At 39.1% G+C, this 18,959-nt stretch carries 16 protein-coding genes and 1 CRISPR repeat array; of the genes, 13 read left to right on the top strand and 3 right to left on the bottom strand.

The genetic code is table 11. The features are described from left to right. Positions 1 to 7: 7 nt before the first annotated feature. From cas6e (OZX63_RS08870) to OZX63_RS08850, 5 genes are all read left to right on the top strand, one after another. The gene (cas6e, locus tag OZX63_RS08870) at positions 8 to 646 is read left to right on the top strand and encodes a type I-E CRISPR-associated protein Cas6/Cse3/CasE (protein ID WP_277143321.1); all 639 of its coding nucleotides are present in this window, start codon (positions 8 to 10) and stop codon (positions 644 to 646) included. Beyond that, a complete protein-coding gene (gene cas1e / locus OZX63_RS08865; protein ID WP_277143319.1) occupies positions 646 to 1,593 on the top strand; it encodes a type I-E CRISPR-associated endonuclease Cas1e in 948 nt (315 codons plus the stop codon). The genes cas6e (OZX63_RS08870) and cas1e overlap by 1 nt, the downstream gene beginning before the upstream one ends. Continuing rightward, a complete protein-coding gene (gene cas2e, locus OZX63_RS08860) occupies positions 1,593 to 2,489 on the top strand; it encodes a type I-E CRISPR-associated endoribonuclease Cas2e (protein ID WP_277143317.1) in 897 nt (298 codons plus the stop codon). Before cas1e ends, cas2e begins: the two co-directional genes overlap by 1 nt. A 29-nt stretch (positions 2,490 to 2,518) precedes the next feature. Further along, positions 2,519 to 3,523: direct repeats of the CRISPR family, unit length 28 nt; unit sequence GTATTCCCCACATGCGTGGGGGTGATCC. Positions 3,524 to 3,669: 146 nt separating this feature from the next. After that, positions 3,670 to 3,960 (top strand): hypothetical protein, encoded by a 291-nt coding sequence (locus tag OZX63_RS08855; protein ID WP_277143315.1) that lies wholly within the window; start codon positions 3,670 to 3,672, stop codon positions 3,958 to 3,960. A gap of 212 nt (positions 3,961 to 4,172) precedes the next feature. Then, complete coding sequence (locus OZX63_RS08850; RefSeq protein ID WP_277143313.1) at positions 4,173 to 4,574, top strand: HicB family protein; 402 nt, start codon at positions 4,173 to 4,175, stop codon at positions 4,572 to 4,574. 357 nt (positions 4,575 to 4,931) lie between these two features. On the opposite strand, the gene OZX63_RS08845 is transcribed toward OZX63_RS08850, so the two are convergent. Further along, a complete protein-coding gene (locus OZX63_RS08845; RefSeq protein ID WP_277163668.1) occupies positions 4,932 to 5,027 on the bottom strand; it encodes a putative holin-like toxin in 96 nt (31 codons plus the stop codon). A 1,179-nt stretch (positions 5,028 to 6,206) separates the two neighbouring features. Here OZX63_RS08845 and cas7e point away from each other — a divergent pair. The 3 genes from cas7e to OZX63_RS08830 all read left to right on the top strand — a co-directional run bounded on the left by cas7e (position 6,207) and on the right by OZX63_RS08830 (position 9,907). Further along, the gene (gene cas7e / locus OZX63_RS08840; protein ID WP_277143311.1) at positions 6,207 to 7,307 is read left to right on the top strand and encodes a type I-E CRISPR-associated protein Cas7/Cse4/CasC; all 1,101 of its coding nucleotides are present in this window, start codon (positions 6,207 to 6,209) and stop codon (positions 7,305 to 7,307) included. 47 nt (positions 7,308 to 7,354) lie between these two features. Next, the gene (cas6e, locus tag OZX63_RS08835; RefSeq protein ID WP_277143309.1) at positions 7,355 to 7,978 is read left to right on the top strand and encodes a type I-E CRISPR-associated protein Cas6/Cse3/CasE; all 624 of its coding nucleotides are present in this window, start codon (positions 7,355 to 7,357) and stop codon (positions 7,976 to 7,978) included. Between the two features lie 168 nt (positions 7,979 to 8,146). Next, a complete protein-coding gene (locus tag OZX63_RS08830) occupies positions 8,147 to 9,907 on the top strand; it encodes a thiamine pyrophosphate-binding protein (protein ID WP_277143307.1) in 1,761 nt (586 codons plus the stop codon). Positions 9,908 to 9,970: 63 nt separating this feature from the next. Here the strand turns inward: OZX63_RS08830 and OZX63_RS08825 are convergent, their stop codons facing one another. Together OZX63_RS08825 and thiD are read right to left on the bottom strand one after the other, a co-directional pair. Continuing rightward, the gene (locus tag OZX63_RS08825) at positions 9,971 to 10,636 is read right to left on the bottom strand and encodes a cobalamin biosynthesis protein CobQ (RefSeq protein WP_277143305.1); all 666 of its coding nucleotides are present in this window, start codon (positions 10,634 to 10,636) and stop codon (positions 9,971 to 9,973) included. A 585-nt stretch (positions 10,637 to 11,221) separates the two neighbouring features. Next, a complete protein-coding gene (thiD, locus tag OZX63_RS08820) occupies positions 11,222 to 12,037 on the bottom strand; it encodes a bifunctional hydroxymethylpyrimidine kinase/phosphomethylpyrimidine kinase (RefSeq protein WP_277145118.1) in 816 nt (271 codons plus the stop codon). Positions 12,038 to 12,172: 135 nt separating this feature from the next. On the opposite strand from thiD, the gene glpK reads away from it, so the two are divergent. From glpK to OZX63_RS08795, 5 genes are all read left to right on the top strand, one after another. Beyond that, a complete protein-coding gene (gene glpK / locus OZX63_RS08815; RefSeq protein ID WP_277143303.1) occupies positions 12,173 to 13,675 on the top strand; it encodes a glycerol kinase GlpK in 1,503 nt (500 codons plus the stop codon). A gap of 33 nt (positions 13,676 to 13,708) precedes the next feature. Further along, positions 13,709 to 14,482: a tyrosine-protein phosphatase gene (locus tag OZX63_RS08810; RefSeq protein ID WP_277143301.1), complete on the top strand. Its 774-nt coding sequence runs from the start codon at positions 13,709 to 13,711 to the stop codon at positions 14,480 to 14,482. Between the two features lie 9 nt (positions 14,483 to 14,491). Further along, a complete protein-coding gene (locus OZX63_RS08805; RefSeq protein ID WP_277143299.1) occupies positions 14,492 to 15,442 on the top strand; it encodes a LacI family DNA-binding transcriptional regulator in 951 nt (316 codons plus the stop codon). Positions 15,443 to 15,562: 120 nt separating this feature from the next. Next, positions 15,563 to 17,254 carry an alpha-glucosidase gene (locus tag OZX63_RS08800; protein ID WP_277143297.1) on the top strand — a complete coding sequence of 564 codons (1,692 nt, stop codon included), beginning with the start codon at positions 15,563 to 15,565 and terminating at the stop codon, positions 17,252 to 17,254. After that, positions 17,229 to 18,950 carry a glycoside hydrolase family 13 protein gene (locus OZX63_RS08795; protein ID WP_277143295.1) on the top strand — a complete coding sequence of 574 codons (1,722 nt, stop codon included), beginning with the start codon at positions 17,229 to 17,231 and terminating at the stop codon, positions 18,948 to 18,950. Before OZX63_RS08800 ends, OZX63_RS08795 begins: the two co-directional genes overlap by 26 nt. The last annotated feature ends 9 nt before the right edge of the window (positions 18,951 to 18,959 follow it).

The raw sequence follows: 18,959 nt of genomic DNA, 5'->3' as shown, positions 1-18,959 counted from the left end.
AGCGCAAATGTATTTATCAAGAGTTGAGATCGATGTAAATAATCGACAAAAAATTAAAGATTTGACGCAACTTTCGGCTTTTCATAATTGGGTAGAGCAAAGCTTCCCAGATGAAATTAGAGCTGGTAAGAGATTGCGTCACTTGTGGCGGCTTGATCGTTTATCAGGAAAGTTATACTTATTGATTCTTAGTGAGGCCAAGCCTAATCCAGAAGGACTGTTGCGATATGGTGTTGCCAGAACAGTTATTATCAAAAATTACGATAATTTTTTAAGTCAAATCAAACAAGGCGAAGTTATGCAGTTTAGGCTGACTGCCAACCCATCTTACAGGCCAAAAGATCAAAATAAGGTATACCCTCATGTTACTGTGGCGCAACAAATGCAGTGGTTGGCTGATCGAGCAGAAAAATCTGGCTTTCAGGTTAAATATTCTGAAAATGAACAATCGTTTAACATTGTTAGTCGTGATTGGCCGCTGTTATCATATCGCGGTAATCGCAGAGTGCGTCTTAGTCGGGTTACGTTTGAGGGTATCTTGCAGGTTACCGATGTCGAACTGTTTAAAGAGACATTGATTAATGGATTGGGTCGTGAAAAGGCCTTTGGCATGGGATTGATGACGGTTATTCCGAGGTCAAAATAATGGTGAAAAACTTTGGCGCTAAGAAGCCAGAGCTATCAGAACTGGCTAGAATTAGTGATCGAATAACATTTCTTTATTTTGAACATGCTAAGTTGAACAGGCAAGATAGTGCCCTAATGGTTTCTGATAGTCGTGGTACTGTTTTTGTTCCAGCGGCAATTGTAAGTGTACTGATGTTAGGTCCAGGTGTTGATGTTACTCATCGAGCGATGGAACTAATTGGTGAGGCTGGTATGAGTGTAGTTTGGGTTGGTGAATACGGCGTGCGGCAATATGCTCATGGGCGCTCACTCAATCATTCTTCACGTTTACTTGAGGCTCAGGCAAAATTGGTGTCTAATAAACGCTCTCGAGTTGCAATTGCTAGAAAAATGTACCAAATGCGGTTTCCTGATGAAGACGTTTCGCAACTTTCAATGCAGGAATTGCGTGGCAAGGAAGGTAGTCGTGTTAGGCGAATATATCGTGAGCAATCTAAAAGAACAGGCGTCTTGTGGACGCGGCGCGAATATAATCCTGATGATTTTGAAGCACAAACGCCAATTAATAAGGCGTTGACTGAAGCTCATCAAGCTTTATATGGCCTAAGTTATAGCGTTATTGTTGCGATGGGTGCTTCTGCAGGCTTAGGCTTTGTCCATACAGGACATGATTTGGCATTTGTTTATGACTTTGCGGATTTATATAAAGCAGAGATTTCAATACCTGTTGCTTTTGAAATTACGGCCAAGTACGGTAATGATAAAGATATCGCTACTAAGACAAGGCTAGCCATGCGGGATATATTTGCTAGTGGTAAATTATTAACGCGAATGGTAACTGATTTGCAAAATTTACTTGGTGTGACAGAGGCAAAAGAAGCTAATGTGATTAACTTGTGGGATGACAAATTAGGCTTGCAAAAATTTGGTGTACAATATCACGAAATTGAAGAGGGCAGTGACTGATGATTGTAGTTACTTTAACTAAAGTGCCACAGTCATTGCGAGGCGACCTTACTAAGTGGTATCAAGAAGTACAAACAGGTGTCTATGTGGGCAATGTTAGTGCAAGGATACGTGATTTATTGTGGCAACGAGTAGAGAAAAATATTGGTAGTGGTGAAGCGACCATGGTTTATAGTACCAATACTGAGTTGGGTTACGAGATTAAAACGACACGACGAAATTATGATGTTGTTGATTATGATGGTATTCCGCTAGTGATGCGGCTGAATGTTGATAATATGCCGCAAGCTACAAAGTATGGTTTTAGTAATGCAGCTAAATTTCATCGTGCAAAAGTGATGGCACATAATCAGAAAAAGGTTCACACTAAAATTTCACAGCCGGAAATTACTGTGTTGGATCTTGAAACAACAGGATTAAAAGCTGGTCGTGATCAAATTATTGCAATAGGTGCTATTAAAAAGCTAAAAGATGGTAGTTATCAAAAATTTGATCAATTAATTAAAATCGATCAAAAAATACCTAAACCAATAACTGAGCTTACGGGTATAACTGAAAAGATGCTGGCAGATAATGGGATACCACTTAGTTTAGCTCTTGTTCAGCTAAAAGATTTTATCAAGTCTTCTATTTTAATGGGTTATAATTTTCATTTTGATGAAACGTTTTTGTCTAGTGGTCTAGTTACTTGTAACTTAGCAGAATTAGATAATAAAACAATTGATTTAATGGCGATAGTTAAGAAAACCGAAAAGTTTCTCGATAACTACCAGTTGGCGACAGTATTAAAGTTTTATAATATTGAAAATTTGCAGCCACATAATGCATTATCTGATGCTCAGGCTACAATGGAATTAGCAAACAAACTAATAAAAAACGGTAGGATTAAATTTTAGGAATGTTGGTATCATAGGGATCTTTTACTGTATTCCCCACATGCGTGGGGGTGATCCTAGATGACGTGCCGGATATTCCAGAACATCCGAGTATTCCCCACATGCGTGGGGGTGATCCTTAGTTGGATCCGGTATTTCTCTGGCAAAATATGTATTCCCCACATGCGTGGGGGTGATCCCTGCCGGTCACCATTTTCCAGAGTGAACTCCACGTATTCCCCACATGCGTGGGGGTGATCCCGATTGCCCGTCAAGCTGTGAAGAAAGCTAAAGGTATTCCCCACATGCGTGGGGGTGATCCTAATCTAACTAATTCAAGTAATCAAGCTAAAAAGTATTCCCCACATGCGTGGGGGTGATCCTTAGATTTTCTTGAATTTGGTCCGCATCAGGTTGTATTCCCCACATGCGTGGGGGTGATCCGGATTGCACCCATGTGATTAGCTACATCAGCTAGTATTCCCCACATGCGTGGGGGTGCTCCCTTGGTTAGTTGTTCATCAGTCATGATTATTTAGTATTCCCCACATGCGTGGGGGTGATCCTCTCTAAATGCTTCTTGAATAGCTTCATAAACCGTATTCCCCACATGCGTGGGGGTGATCCTCGCAAGCTTGGTTTTTTGTTTGGAGGAAAATAGTATTCCCCACATGCGTGGGGGTGATCCTAAATTTGGTATTAGTTATCACACCATCACAAAGTATTCCCCACATGCGTGGGGGTGATCCTTTTTGTTTCGCTCGGAGTCTTTGATAAAAATAGTATTCCCCACATGCGTGGGGGTGATCCCATCGTTGCTTCTTGAAACTCAGCTTTTTCTAAGTATTCCCCACATAGGTGGGGGTGATCCTGGTGGCATTCAATATAGCGATGCAGACTATCAGTATTCCCCACATAGGTGGGGGTGATCCTGTTTTTATTATCATCTGATGCAACACCATTTAGTATTCCCCCACATGCGTGGGGGTGATCCTCCGTATATTTCTAAGTCAAAGTTGGTTAAAACGTATTCCCCACAAGCGTGAGGGCGATCCTGAGCTACTGGACAATGAAGGCTACTTGACCAATGAAGATATGCAAGATGAAAAAGTTGTTATAGTTGATATTGGCGGCGGTACTATTTTGATTGATACGGTGCTTAACCTTGAATTGAGCAGTACCAATCACTGGTATTGATGACTTGTATGAAATGATTGCCGGCAGGATTAATGGCCATGTGAGTGAGTTCCAGCTTGAGCGTGAATTACGCGCAGAAAACGCTAAAAAGCAATGGTCTTACCGCTTTTCAAAGAATAAGCAAGATAACATTACCAAACTTGTAAATACTGAAAAGATTATTGATAATAAAGCTATTGAATTATTTAAAGCAAATCCAACAATTTCAAAATCAAAATTTGTAAGGTTAGCTCTTAGTAATCAGATCGATCAAGAAGCAACTGAAAGTTCAGCAACTAACCAGGCTCAATCTTAGTCAAAAGAAAAGACGCCAAGAAAGCATTTAGATAAAGATTTTAATGCTAAAATTTTTTTCTGACAAAGATTTTTAACAACAATAACTTAAACTTAAAATTTTGCAAAAAAGGTAGTTACTAAAAGTACCTACTTTTTATTTATTTTAAAATAAATATTTGCTTATGATTGCTTGGGCGTATAATAAATATATAAGTTAAGGGAGATAAATAAATGAAAAAATATTATGCATATCCAGCTGTTTTTGATGACTCAAAAAATGAAGCGGGTAACTACACGGTAACCTTTCCAGATATTCCAGGTGCAATTACTGAAGGAGTTGGTATACCAGCTTCAATCAAACGAGCTGAAGAATGTCTAGAAGGATTTTTGTTAGTATCAGGTAAAGAATATAAAGCTAGTTCTCTATCTGATATACAACGAAAAAATCCAGATAAAATTGTTAGTTATATTGTTGCCGATATGTTACAGGCTAAGAAGTGCATAAAAGATAGAATGGTTAATAAAAATACTAGGATACCATTACGATTGGCTGAAAAAGGCAAAGAAGCAAAAATCAATTTTTCGCAATTACTAACGGAAGCACTAGAAGAAAAATTAGAACGAATCGAATAATTTAGCTATACCACTGCTAACTTTACATAATCAACATTTTATCCGAAGTAGTAAAATTCGGCTTTATATCAAAGCCAAAATTGCCAAAAAAGTTTGTGAAATTTTTATGTTTCATAAGCTAAACAAATTTTATTTTCAGTCAACGTTTAAGAACGTTTGAAATTTCCGTCAAAATTGCATACCAATTTTAAACATGCTACAATACAATTGTAAATAAAAAGAAGTCCTACTACTAATAGAACTTCTTAAACACAAGCTTCCGCCTTCAAAGAGCGGTGGCCGAAAATTATAGTTTAGCTAAAGGCTATCCCATAACTTGCCAAAGTTTATATGTGGGACGGTCTTTTTTTGTTGCGCTTATTTGTTGTGATGGTTGCTGTCGATATAAGTCAACAGTGCCAACAGCACTAAACCAAACTGCAACATTAAAGAAATTGCATCGTGGACGCTCATTAACTGCTAATCCTTTCAATAATTTGCTCCATGTTCCCATAGATAATCATCTCCTTGGAATTAAACAGCCACTGCCCTTTAAAACTTTACCTTATGTTTCACTATCAATTATATCTTGATAATGGTTGACAGTGCAAGTTCAGTTGCTTTCATGCACATTAAGTATCTCGTACAAAATACTAATTTTTACTCATACTGTATCTTGTGTTTGCAAAAGCTTAAGATGTGTTAGATGATGTCAAAGAAATCATTAACAAACTACGTAAATAGTTCAGCTGTTGAAAGTCTAGATTATCCTAGGCTTTTTTCAATTGATCTAATTGTGAAATTATGAAAAGCATAAGTATAAGAGCCTTGCTAAATCAAGGCTCTTAGGCGTGAAACATGAAAATTTCACAAACTTCTTTAACTGGTAATTTTAGTCTTAATGTAAAGCTAGCAGTGATGTGGCTAGAATTTTCTTAATGAAAAAACTATTTTCGGGAATTTTAACATTTAGCGGTCTACTTTCCCTATATATTTTTTACATAATTTGCATAATAGACTACTACCGAGATAAGAAAATGCGTGAAAGATATTAAATCACGGGCACTGATATAGTATCAGTGCTTTTTGTTTATGCAATTTTATTAAATTTCCTACATTAATAATGGCTATCAGGATTAATTTATGAATAATGGTACATAACATGCTTGATGAGTAGAGCAGAAATAACCAGAAGACTATAATGTTTAGCATACATAACAAAAATATTATCTATATATCAAATTATTATTAATATTACATAATTAGTCATGAATTATGAATAGCCCTTACATTTTGTAAATAGCAGCTTATTTTTGGCTAACTTGTTAAATAAAATATTATTTTTATACTATATTTAGCTTTTGTAAAATAGCTTGCAAAAAAATCGCTTTTATTACATAATATGTATTTATAAAGAGTGTGTTAACGAATGAATTGGGGCTTATATTCAATTCCTCAATTATTTAAAAAGTACTTTTAACCTAACCACAATACTTTTGTTAAAGTATTAGGTTATGTTTAGGTGCGTTGAAAGCTAGCATATCAGTAAATTAGGTAAATCTTAGCAGTTTGTAAGTATCCAGCATGCAATTATATGAAGGCTGGACAATGTTTAAAATACATGGTCAACAATACTGAAAAGGAGTAATTGGAATGAGTAATACGAATTTATATCTTGATCTGAATATATTACAGAAAGTACCTTCTTCTAATATTAATCAAGATTCTACGGGTGCAGCAAAGACCGCGTTTTATGGTGGGGTAACACGTGCACGAGTTTCTGCACAAAACTGGCAAAAGGCTGTACATGATTTCTTTAAAGCTGAAAATGCTGCAGTTGCAACAAAGACTAAAGAAGTTGCCGAGTTATTGGCTTACAAGCTAACTGCCTTAGATGGATCTTTAGACGCTAATTCAGCAATCGACAAGTCAATTGCTACTTTGGGTGCAGCTGGACTTAAATTTAAGCGGGACCAAAGTACTGGTAGAGTTTTGACAGATACTTATTTGATGATTAGTCCTGATCAAATTGAAAAATTGGCACAGTATGCCTTAACTCATGATAATTTTACTGATCGAAATGCTAAAAATGATGTTACACGGATTTTGCAAACTAATAATTCTTTAGACTTGGCTTTATTTGGTCGTATTGTTGCAGATAATCCAAGATTGAATGTTAGTGCAGCAGCTCAAGTAGCACATGCAATTTCAACGCATGAGATTAAATCAGAGTACGATTACTTTACAGCATTTGATGATTCACACCCAGATAAAGCAACTGATGTTGACATGCTTGGTGCAGTTGAATATGATTCAGCAATTTTGTATCGTTATGCTAATGTAAGTGTTAATACTTTGGCAAACAACCTTAATGGTGGCGATATTGTTAAGAGTGTTGCAGAATTTGTTAAGGCCTTTATTCTTTCAATGCCTGCAAGTACACGTATGACATTTGCTAATAAGACTTTGCCAAATTACATCATGATTACTTTAAGAGAGGGCACACCAATTAATTTGGCTTCTGCTTTTGAAGAACCAATTATCTCCAAAAAGGAATGCATTTCTAAGTCAATTACAAGACTAGAAGACGAATACATGGCAACTAAGAGATTTGTAGAAGAACCGTTGATGAACGTAATACTCACAAACCATCCTTCAAGAATTAACAATCAAGCTGGTAACTTATCAGATTTACTGAAGCAAGTTACTGATGCATTGACTAAAGCAATGCAAAGCGAAGATGTTAATGACTAAATTGGCTGCTTTTTAAGCAGGCATTAAAGTTATTGAAGGGAGCGAAAATGTATCTATCAAGAGTTGAAATTGATGTTAATAATTGGCGCAATGCTAAGAAATTAACACAACTTTCTGCGTTTCACAATTGGGTAGAGCAAAGCTTTCCTGATGAGATTGATTCAAAAGAGCAAATGCTCCACCTATGGCGGCTTGACCGTTTGGTGAACAAAAATTATTTGTTAATCGTTAGTCAAAATAAGCCAGATAGTATTCTGCTTTCACGTTTTGGCGTTGTTGGTACTGTAGTTACTAAAAACTATGACAAGTTTTTAGATAATATTGAACCTGGTCAACTGATGAACTTTCAGCTAACTGCTAATCCGTCGTTTAAGTCGGCTGAAGGGAAGGTAACACCATTGATTACTGTGAAAGATCAGGCGCAATGGCTTATTGAGCAAGCAGAAAAAGCTGGCTTCCAGTTAAAACGTTCTGAATTTAAAATTACTAGTCGTGAGTGGCCAGTTGTACTGCATCGAGATGGCCGGAGAGTGCGTCTCAGCAGAGTAACGTTTATGGGTAAGCTGCGAGTTAAGGATGCTAACTTGTTTAAGCAGGCTTTAACTAGTGGCATAGGTCTAGAGAAGACCTTTGGCATGGGCCTCATGACAGCTATTCCTTTAGCTGAATAATATTTGAATAAAAAAGGCGATCCTTTGAGGGTCGCTTTTTTAGTATGCTTTAAAAACTCTGTCAAAATTATTGTTTTTTATTGACTTACAAAAAGTAAGTGGTATTATGTGAAATGCACTTACAAAAAGTAAGCTTTAAGAATAACTTTGAAGAATGGAGTTTTTATAATGACGAAGATGATGGCAGGTCAAGCACTTGCAAAGGTATTAGAAAAATGGGACGTCGATCATGTTTATGGTATTACCGCCGATTCAATTAATAATACGGTTGATGGGTTGTACCAAGAGCGTGATCACATCAGATATATTCAGGTAAGACATGAGGAAGTCGGAGCCTTAGCCGCAGCAGCTGACGCTAAGTTAACTGGTAAAATTGGTGTTGCTTTTGGTTCTGCAGGTCCAGGCTCAGTACATATGTTAAATGGACTTTATGATGCCAAAATGGACCACGTACCAGTTTTAGCCTTAGTTGGACAGACTTCAACAGCATTTATGAATACTAATTTCTTCCAAGAAATGAATCAAGATCCAATTTATGCTGATGTAGCACAATTTCATAAATTGGCAGCTAATGCGGAGCAGATACCTAGCTTGATTGATGAAGCAATTCGGTCTGCATATGCAACTAAGTCAGTTTCAGTTGTTGTATTGCCGGATGATCTTTCTGGACAAGAAATTGAGTATGTGGCAACTAAAACAGCTGCTTTGAGTGCTACTGATAATGAAATTGCTGCTAAAGAAAGCGATGTTGCTGCCGTTTTTGCTGCAATTAAGAATGCAAATAAGCCAATTATGTGGTTAGGACAAGGTGCACGTGGTAATCGCGTTGCTGCAGTGGCAGTTGCTGATAAGTTTGGCTTACCAGTTTTGACTACTGCACCAGCTGCCGATGTTTTTCCTACCGACCATCCCAACTACATGGGCGCACGTGGACGTTTAGGAACTAAACCTGCTTTTGATGTTTCTCAAGACAGCGACTTAATTTTATATATTGGAACTAACTATCCGTTTGCTCGCTTTTTGCCAAATGACAAGACAATTATTCAAGTTAACAACAATTTAGCCGATTTGGGTAAGCAACACGATGCTGACATTACTGTTTTGGCTGATGCCAAAGACTTTTTAGAAAAGTTAGCTGCAGTTGATTATCAAGCAGAGCCAACTGCATTCTTAAAAGCAGCCCAGAAAGACCGCGTTTTATGGGTAAAGTGGCTGGAGAAGTTAGCTGCTGATGATCATGCTGGTTTGCGTGCCGAAAGTGTGATTCAGGCAATTAAGGAAAATTCAACAAAGGATGCAATCTTCGGCCTTGATGTCGGCAATAATACTGAATGGGCTTTACGGCAATTGCCATTTGATCAGGATCAGAAATATGCAATGTCAGCTTGGTATGGCACAATGGGTTTTGGCTTACCAGCTGGTCTTGCAGCCAAATTATCGTTTGCTAGGCGACAAGTTTGGACAATTTCTGGGGATGGTGGTTATGCAATGGTAATGCCGGATTTATTAACAGAAGTTAAGTATCATTTACCTGTAGTTAATGTTGTTTTAGAGAATAAGTCCTTCGGCTTTATTGGACATGAAAAATTGCAAGCTAATCAGGCGCCTTATGGTATTGATCTAGTTGGTGCAGATTGGGCCAAAGCAGCTGAGAGTATGGGTGCAATTGGCTTAACCGCAACTAATTTAGTAGAATTAAAGGCAGCAATGACCAAGATTGAGCAGCTGCAGGCTAGTGGTAATAATTTGCCAATTGTCTTGGATGCTAAAATTTTAGATATTGATCCAATTGATACTAATGTTGTTATGACTGACGAAAATGTTTTTGGTATAGAGGCAGTAGCCGATTACCGTAAGACCTACGAGTTATCAGTAACAGAACAACCTACATTTAGCCAACTATTAGCTGACGCAGTAGATAATCAATAAAAATATCAGGTGAACATAAAAACCTCTTCAGATTTAACTGAGGAGGTTTTTGATTGTAATAATTTAATCAGCCACACGTTCTTGGTGCCAATCAAGCACCATCTTAACAATCGCGTTAGCAACATTTAAGTTACGCAAAATTGGACCGTGAGAGTATGTTCCAATGAAGTTGTGATAATGTAAACCCTCAAGCCCATCTTGGGGATTGTTACCATAGCCAGTGATCATTTTACCCAATGGCCGCAGCTTCTGACTGTCAAAATAAGTTTGGCCTGAATGATTTTCAAATGCCTTAACTTCGCCCCATTGAGTAGTGTAGTGAGTGTCGCCAATCATGCGCTTATCAGCCTTAAAAACGGTGTGAAATGGTAAAATATCTAACCCTTTAATCGTGGTGCCGCCAATTGTTTTGTAGTATGTGCCAACAAGCTGGTAACCACCACAAACGCCAAGCATTGGATGACCGGCATTAATATAATCGGTTAATGTTTCTTTGTGCCGCGGTAAGTCTTTAGCAACAACGGTTTGCTCAAAGTCTTGGCCACCACCGAAGAAGACAAAATCATAATCAAAGGCATTGAAGGGGTCACCTAAGGAAACATTATCAACCTGAGTGGTGTAATTCTGCTTTTTTAATAGGTAACGAATAATTTTAACATCGCCTGAATCACCATAGGTGTTCATTAAGTCTTCATATAAGTATGCAATTTTAATTGTCTTGTCAGCCATCACGTCTCAACCTTTCATCTTGCTCTTAGTATAGCTTAAATAGCTTGTGTCCGGCAAAGGAAGATAGTAATTATTATTCGAATTAACTATTTTTTAAGATGTTGCGATTGTGCTTATAAATTCTGAACTTTGATAGATTATAATATATTGAAAAATTGCCAACTTAATTCGTCGCAAAATTGCACACCAATTTTAATCATGTTACAATGTCGGTATAAATAAAAAGAAGCCCTACTGGTATAGGACTTCTCTACGTAGAGCCGTCTTCAAAGGACGGTGGCTACTGGATTGTATTTTTTAAAAATACGCCCTGTAACTGTCAAGTTATTAGTCAGGGCGTTTTTGTTTGCAGTTATTTCTTGCGATTGTCGATATACGTCAACACATCAACAAGAAACGTAACTGATAGCAACACGATTGTTGCTACTTCGTAACCACTTACAAGTGACTGACCTTTCTATTAAGAGATTGGAGTATTAGTCCAGTAAATGCCATAAGCATCATCTTCTTTCAAACGGTAGCCACCGCCCTTTTTAACTTTTCTACGTTTCTTAATTATAGCAAAAATCGAATAGAATTTGGTTATTACTTTGTATCTTGCTGTGCCGCAAAATGATTGATTGGTCCATATTTGGAACCAACAGCGATTGGGTGAGCAATTGCTTCATAAGTAAAGTCTTTAGCGATTTTAACACTATCGATAACAGACTTGCCTTTGGCTAGCTCGGCTGCAATAACAGCGGATAAAGTGTCACCAGTACCGTTAATCCGATCAGTATCAATAAAAGGCTTGGTGAATTCATAAAATTTGCCATCAGCAGTTAATAAAATATCGGTAACTGCTTTTTGAGTATTATTATCATGACGGCCCTTCATGAGGACATTTTTAGCGCCCATTTGTTGTAATTTACGTGCACCTTGCTTAATTTCTTCTATATTATTAAGGTCGAGGCCAGTCAACTTTTGTTGCTCATAGAAATTGGGAGTGATGATGTCAGCCATTGGTAATAATTCATCTAAAAAGGCTTGATACGCGTCATCGTCGAGTAGAGTATTGCCATGCTTGGTCATGATAACGGGATCAAGAACAATTTTCCCCATGTCGTATTTGCGCAAATTAGCGGCAACACAGCTGATAACTTCCTTATTAGCCAGCATACCGGTCTTTAATGCGTCAATCTTAAAATCTTCATTCAAAACCGTGAACTGCTTTTGAATGAATGTAAGTGGCATAATTTCCTGTGCGTAAATACCGGTAGTATTGCCAGCAACCGCGGCAGTTAATAGTCCCATGCCGTACACACCGCGGGCATAAAATGAGTGCAAGTCAGCTGTCATCCCAGCACTGCCATCACTGTCGTTGCCTGCGATTGTTAACGCAATAATTTCTTTCTTCAATATACTACCTTCTTTCAGTTAAAACTTTACTTCATAGTATAACTTAAAAGGGGACCAATGATATAATTATTTCTTGTAAAACCGCAGCTAGATAAGTAAAATTATATTAAAACCGCTTTCTTGAGAAAGGAATTGATTATGTCAAAAAAGTACGTTATGGCAATTGATGAGGGGACGACTTCAACCAGAGCGATGATTATTGATCATCAAGGCAAGAAAGTCGCGTCTTCACAAAAGGAATTTCCGCAGTATTTCCCCCAACCAGGTTGGGTTGAGCACAAGGCCGAAGAAATTTGGCATGCTGTGCAAACAACGATTGCCAATGCAATTATTAATTCGGGATTACGGCCAGAACAAATTGCTGGTATCGGAATTACTAATCAACGCGAAACAACTGTTATTTGGGATAAAAAGACGGGTAAACCAATTTATAATGCGATTGTGTGGCAATCACGCCAGACGACGGATTTAGCTGAAAAGCTAAAAAAAGATGGTTACAGTGAGATGATCCATAAAAAGACGGGGCTGATTATTGACCCGTACTTTAGTGCAACCAAAATCCGCTGGATTTTGGATCATGTTGAGGGTGCGCAGGAAAAGGCCGAAAACGGCGACTTATTATTTGGCACGATTGACACATGGTTATTATGGAAGCTAACTGATGGTGAAGTACACGTAACGGATTACACCAATGCCTCCAGAACAATGCTCTTTAACATCCATGACTTGAAGTGGGATGACGACATTCTTAAGCTGCTAAATATCCCTAAAAAGATGCTGCCAGAAGTTAAGTCAAATTCAGAAATTTATGGTTACACCAAGTCTTACACCTTCTTTGGTGGTAAAGTGCCGATTTGTGGAATGGTTGGTGACCAGCAAGCAGCACTTGTAGGCCAACTTGCTCTGAAGAAGGGTATGGTTAAGAACACCTATGGTACAGGTTCATTTATTGTGATGAATACCGGTGAGGAGCCAACAGAGTCTGATAACAATTTACTGACCACGATTGCTTATGGCATTAATGGTAAGATTTCTTATGCCCTTGAAGGCTCAGTCTTTGTTTCTGGGAGTGCTGTCCAGTGGCTGCGCGATTCGATGAAGATGATTAAGACGGCGGAAGAATCGGAGAAAGCAGCACGAGCATCTAAGTCTGAAAATGAAGTCTACGTTGTACCAGCATTTACCGGTTTGGGTGCACCGTATTGGGATTCTGAAGCACGGGGTTCAGTCTTTGGTATTACACGTGGAACAAGTAAGAATGACTTTATCAAGGCAACCTTGCAGTCGCTTGCTTACCAAACACGGGATGTTGTGGACACAATGCAGCTTGATTCAGGCATTAAGATTCCGACTTTGCGTGTCGATGGTGGTGCCTCAAATAACGATTATCTTTTGCAATTCCAAGCCGATATTCTAGGAACTAAGATTGATCGCTCTAAGACGCTGGAGACAACGTCAATGGGAGCCGCGTTTTTGGCAGGATTAGCAGTTGGTTACTGGAAAGATGTCGATGAATTGAAGAATATTTTTGTGGTTGGTAAGACTTTCGACGCCCAAATGTCTGAAGAAGAACGTGACCGCTTGTATGCTGGTTGGAAGCGCGCAGTTAAGGCAACCCAAGTTTATGCCCATGGCGAATAATGAGTTGGCCTAAGTGAAAAGAAGTGAGAACTAATGGCACACGAACGAATTGTAGCTCTTGATGGCCCACTTAATTTTAGGGATGTCGGTGGTTATCAAACTGAAAATGGTCAAACAGTTAAATGGAATAAAATTTATCGCTCGGATTCACTGAGTTCACTTACGCCGCACGACCAGCAAAAACTGGCTGCAATGCACGTAACCGTTGATTGTGATTTGCGTTCGGCGTATGAAAAAGAGTCTTCTCCTGATAAGACATGGTCTAAACGAGAATTTATTGATGTTCCCGTTTATTCTGAAGATATTGCCGATCAACAAAATGACCATAAGGTATACCGCTTTTTGCATCATATTCCCGATATGAAGGATAATTTTATCGGGCGCATATACCAGCAGACCCTTCTTAGTCCGCATAGTCAGGATATTTTTGCCCGCGTTTTTGCGCAATTACTGGAATTACCACAAGATGAGGCACTTGTCTATCATTGCAGTGCAGGTAAAGATAGGACGGGCATGGTGTCTGCCCTGATTTTAATGGCTTTAGGTGTCGGCGACGATACCATTGCTCGCGATTATTTATTGACCAACGAACTGTACGACTTTGCCATCTCTAAGCAATTGCCAAGTAATGATGATATTTCACAAATGGTTGCGAAAATGAACGTTACTAAGGGTGAGGGGATTGCAATTCGCGGCATTACAGAGACCATCCGTGGCGGCTGGGGCGACTTTGCTAACTTCTTCAAAAAACAATTGGGCTTTACTGCAGATGACTTGGCTCAATTAAGGCAGATGTATTTAGAATAGAGGCAGATAATGGTAACTTTACTTGATGTCGCTAAAAAAGCTAATGTATCAAAAATGACGGTTTCGCGGGTGATCAATCATCCCGAGCAAGTAACGGCAGAATTGCGTAAGTTGGTAGATGATGCAATGGCAGAACTAGATTATCATCCGAATTACGTTGCCCAGGCGTTAGTTAATAATCGAACCAATGTGGTCAAATTTGTTACGTTAGAAGATATTGATACAACTGAACCATATTATATGAACTTATTATTTGGGATTGCTCGCGGTCTGTCTAAAAAGCAGTATGCAATTCAGTTGGTGACTGATCGTAAGCAGATTAAGGATGGTAATTTTGATGGGTACTTGATTACAGGTGCTCGTTCGCATGACTATGCCTTGTTTGACAGCTTGCAAAAGCCATTTATTCTCTTTGGTGAGAATCACCGCGGCTATGATTTTGTTGATAATAATAATCAACTTGGCGGCAAAATTGCGACCGAATATGCATTATCGCGCTTATATAGCCATATTGTGTTTATTGGTATCGACGTGCAGGAGCCTTTTGAATATTCACGAGAAACGGGTTATATCAATACATTACAAAAAAATAAGCTAATTCCACAAATTTTTCGGATTGCTAACCATAGCCACGCGGCCCAAAAAGTGATTCAGGATAATTTTCAGCAGTTCAAAAAGGATACCTGCTTTATTTGTGCTAGTGACCGGATTGCAACAGGAGTTGTTAGGCAATTGCTCAATGAAAAGGCACGTGTACCTGATGACTTTGGTGTAATCGGTTATGATGGTGTCTTTTTGGATCAAGTTTCTAACTTGAAGCTGACAACAATTAAACAGCCGATTTTTGAAATGGGCGAGCTGCTTGCCAAGATGCTGCTACAAAAGATTATGCAGCAAGGCTCACCACAAGGTGAGGCAATGCTTGAGCCGACTTTAGTAAGACGAGAATCAACGAGATAATAATACTGGTGCGAACAGCACCAGTATTTTTTTGAGCAAAAATTTGGTAACGGTAACAATAATTATTTTGTTGAAACCGATTTCTATTATTCGTTAAACTAGAGCTTGGAGGAGATTACTATGAAGCATTGGTATGAACATGCAGTAATTTACCAGATATATCCTAAGTCTTTTCAGGATAGTAATGGTGATGGTATTGGCGATTTGAATGGGATTAAAAAGCGCATCCCTTATTTGCAAAAGTTGGGAATTAATGCGGTTTGGCTTAATCCGATTTTTGTTTCGCCACAAGTTGATAACGGCTATGATGTTGCTGATTATTTGGCGATTGACCCGCAGATGGGAACAATGGCCGAAATGACGGACTTAATAGCGGCATTTCACCAGGCTGGAATCCATGTAATTATGGATTTTGTCCTGAATCATACATCTGACCAAAATTACTGGTTCCAGCAAGCGATCAAGCATCCTGATAGTTCATATCGTGATTATTATATTTTTGCTGGAAAAAACAATGAGCGACCGAATAATTGGGGTAGCTTCTTTGGCGGCAGTGTGTGGGAACTAGACCCAGCGCAAACCGGTGAGTCATACTTTCATTTGTTTGATAAGCACATGCCAGATCTTAATTGGCGGAACCCGCAAGTTCGCGAGGAAATGCTTAAAATTGCGGAATATTGGCTTGATAAGGGAATAGATGGGCTGCGATTAGACGCGTTTATTCATATTGCCAAGGCTGATTTGAACCAGGATTTTCCATTAGACAGTTCTGAAGATGACACAGTAGTTGCAGAACCATTTTTTGCCAATTTACCACAGGTTCAAGAATGGCTGCGCCCATTTTGCCAGCAAATCAAGCATGACTATCCAGAAACCTTGCTCTTGGGTGAGGCAGCCAGTGCTAATGTCAATTTGGCGGTTGATTATACGGCTAAAGATCGGCAATTGATGGATAACGTAATTACTTTTCGTTACTTTACAGATGATGAAAGTCAGCTCGATCCTAATTTGCCGGCACAATATCAACCTAAGCCCCTTGATTGGTTGAATTTTAAACAGACGCAGGCAGTATGGCAGCAGACCCTAGGGAATATTGCGCAGCCAATTCTGTATTGGAATAATCATGACATGCCGCGTGTCGCTACGCGAATTGCTAAAACGCCAACTCAAATTTGCAGTCTGGCAATGCTAATGTACTTAGAGCGCGGCATTCCAATAATTTATTATGGTGAAGAATTGGGCCTTAAAAATTACGAATTTACTGATCCTGCGACGTTTGCTGATGATTCGGTTAACGAATTTATCAAGCAAGCTGAACAAGCGGGTAAAAGTGAAGAAGAAGCTTTAGCGCTAGTTAGTCAAACGCATAAGATGCCGGCACGCTGTCCAATGCCGTGGACTGACGAAAAGTCAGGCGGCTTTTCAACAGTTAAGCCGTGGCTCACGGGCAAAAAGTTGGATCATGCAAGTGTTAGTGGAGAAATTGCTGATCTAAATAGTACGTTTAACTTTTATCGCCGGCTGATTGCACTGAAAAAGACATCACTGTTTCAAGATGGCAACTTTAATCTGTATTCCACTGGTCAGGATAGTTATGTATATCAACGCAAATTGAAGAATGAACAGGCAATTGTGGCCGTTTCATTGAGTAGTGAAAAAATCAAAATTACGTTGCCTGAGGGCAATTACGAGGAAAAATTGGTCGCTGGACAATACCACCTGACAGGCAACGAGCTTTTGTTAATGCCGTATTCAGGTGTTGTCTTAAGTAATAATGGAGGAAAAAATGCAATTAGCAGCTTTAAAGCATAGAACAGAAAGTGAAGATTGTTTTGTAATTAGTCCACACCATGTGCGTGTGAGGTTTCACAGTGCTAAGGATGATGTTAAACAAGTCATTGTGCACTACACAGATAATTATTTAGACACGAAGACCGATCGAACAATCGCAATGACCAAGATAGGTCAAGGGCAAGTTAGTGATCACTGGGGTGCAACTCTGACAGCACCATATCGCCGCTTGAAATATACGTTTGAAGTAATTGGTCAAGACGGTGAACACAAGATTGTTGGTGATCGGGGGATTAGCACTTATAATGAGCAAAATTTGCTTGCAGATAGCAGCTACTTTAAGTTGCCTTATTTACATCAAATCGACATGGATATAACACCTGATTGGGTTAAAGATACAGTTTGGTATCAGATTTTTCCGGAACGATTTGCCAATGGCGATAAGAGCAATGATCCGCAAGGGACTAAGCCGTGGAATTCTAGTGATCATCCTGGTCGTGATGATTATTACGGCGGCGACTTGCAAGGAATTTTAGATAAGTTAGATTACTTACAAGAATTAGGGATCAATGGCCTTTACCTGTGCCCAGTATTTAAAGCAAGTTCGAATCATAAGTATGATACGATTGACTATTTGCAGATTGACCCTGACTTTGGCGATAAGGATTTGTTTGCCAAAGTAGTTAATGAAGCCCATCGCCGGGGAATAAGAGTGATGCTGGATGCGGTCTTTAATCACTTGGGAAGTCAATCAATGCAGTGGCAGGATGTTGTTAAGAATGGCGCCAAGTCTCGCTTCGCAGATTGGTTTCATATTAATAGTTTTCCAGTTAGTCCTTACCAAAATCCAACCAAGGGTGAGGGTGAGCCAAATTATGATACCTTTGCCTTTGAGGAACATATGCCAAAACTCAACACGGCCAATCCGGAAGTTCAGGATTTCTTGTTAGAAATCGCAACTTACTGGGTCAAGTACTTTGATATTGATGCTTGGCGGTTAGATGTTGCTAACGAGGTTGACCACCATTTTTGGCGAAGATTCCATGATGCAGTAACAGCGATTAAACCTGATTTTTATATTGTTGGTGAAATTTGGCATAATGCACGGCCGTGGCTGAATGGGGATGAATTTTCCGGTGTGATGAATTATCCTTACACACTGCAAATAGAGGATCATTTCTTTAAGCATAATAAGTCCGCCATTGAATTGACGCAGGCATTAACAGACCAATTGATGATGTATCGCGACAATAATAATCGGGCGATGCTTAATATGCTTGATTCTCATGATACAGCGCGGTTATTTACAGTAGCGGGCGATGATCAACAGTTAGGGATGCAAGCTTTGACATTTATGTTTATGCAGCCTGGCAGTCCATGTATCTATTATGGTACTGAAATGGGAATGACTGGCGGTGAAGATCCCGATTGTCGTAAGCCAATGGATTGGCAACAAGCTGATTCGCCAATTTGGCAGCAGGTTCATGCGTTAATTAAGTTCCGGTTGCAGCACAAAGCAGTCTTGAGTAGTGGTCAAACTTCCTTGACAGTAACAGAGGACGGCTTAATCAAGGTAACGCGGACTGGTAATGAGCAGTTAACAGCCTATTTCAATACAACGGATCAGGCTGCATCGCTGACAGCTTCAGCAGCTTTAAGTCAAAATTATGCTAACGACGTACTTGCACCAAAAGGCTTTGTTATTACAGTTAAATAGTTAATAAAA

Origin of the sequence: Lactobacillus sp. ESL0700, from assembly GCF_029392095.1 — a bacterium.
In the GTDB taxonomy this organism is placed as follows: domain Bacteria; phylum Bacillota; class Bacilli; order Lactobacillales; family Lactobacillaceae; genus Lactobacillus.
This window is presented reverse-complemented; position numbering and strand designations above follow the sequence as displayed.

Bases quoted from the DNA above. Each gene is read 5' to 3' on its own strand.
- OZX63_RS08850 (WP_277143313.1), top strand. From the start codon at position 4,173: ATGAAAAAATATTATGCATATCCAGCTGTTTTTGATGACTCAAAAAAT.
- cas7e (WP_277143311.1), top strand. From the start codon at position 6,207: ATGAGTAATACGAATTTATATCTTGATCTGAATATATTACAGAAAGTA.
- OZX63_RS08825 (WP_277143305.1), bottom strand. From the start codon at position 10,636: ATGGCTGACAAGACAATTAAAATTGCATACTTATATGAAGACTTAATG.
- cas6e (WP_277143309.1), top strand. From the start codon at position 7,355: ATGTATCTATCAAGAGTTGAAATTGATGTTAATAATTGGCGCAATGCT.
- OZX63_RS08800 (WP_277143297.1), top strand. From the start codon at position 15,563: ATGAAGCATTGGTATGAACATGCAGTAATTTACCAGATATATCCTAAG.
- OZX63_RS08810 (WP_277143301.1), top strand. From the start codon at position 13,709: ATGGCACACGAACGAATTGTAGCTCTTGATGGCCCACTTAATTTTAGG.
- OZX63_RS08830 (WP_277143307.1), top strand. From the start codon at position 8,147: ATGACGAAGATGATGGCAGGTCAAGCACTTGCAAAGGTATTAGAAAAA.
- glpK (WP_277143303.1), top strand. From the start codon at position 12,173: ATGTCAAAAAAGTACGTTATGGCAATTGATGAGGGGACGACTTCAACC.
- OZX63_RS08795 (WP_277143295.1), top strand. From the start codon at position 17,229: ATGCAATTAGCAGCTTTAAAGCATAGAACAGAAAGTGAAGATTGTTTT.
- cas6e (WP_277143321.1), top strand. From the start codon at position 8: ATGTATTTATCAAGAGTTGAGATCGATGTAAATAATCGACAAAAAATT.
- cas2e (WP_277143317.1), top strand. From the start codon at position 1,593: ATGATTGTAGTTACTTTAACTAAAGTGCCACAGTCATTGCGAGGCGAC.
- OZX63_RS08805 (WP_277143299.1), top strand. From the start codon at position 14,492: ATGGTAACTTTACTTGATGTCGCTAAAAAAGCTAATGTATCAAAAATG.
- cas1e (WP_277143319.1), top strand. From the start codon at position 646: ATGGTGAAAAACTTTGGCGCTAAGAAGCCAGAGCTATCAGAACTGGCT.
- OZX63_RS08845 (WP_277163668.1), bottom strand. From the start codon at position 5,027: ATGAGCGTCCACGATGCAATTTCTTTAATGTTGCAGTTTGGTTTAGTG.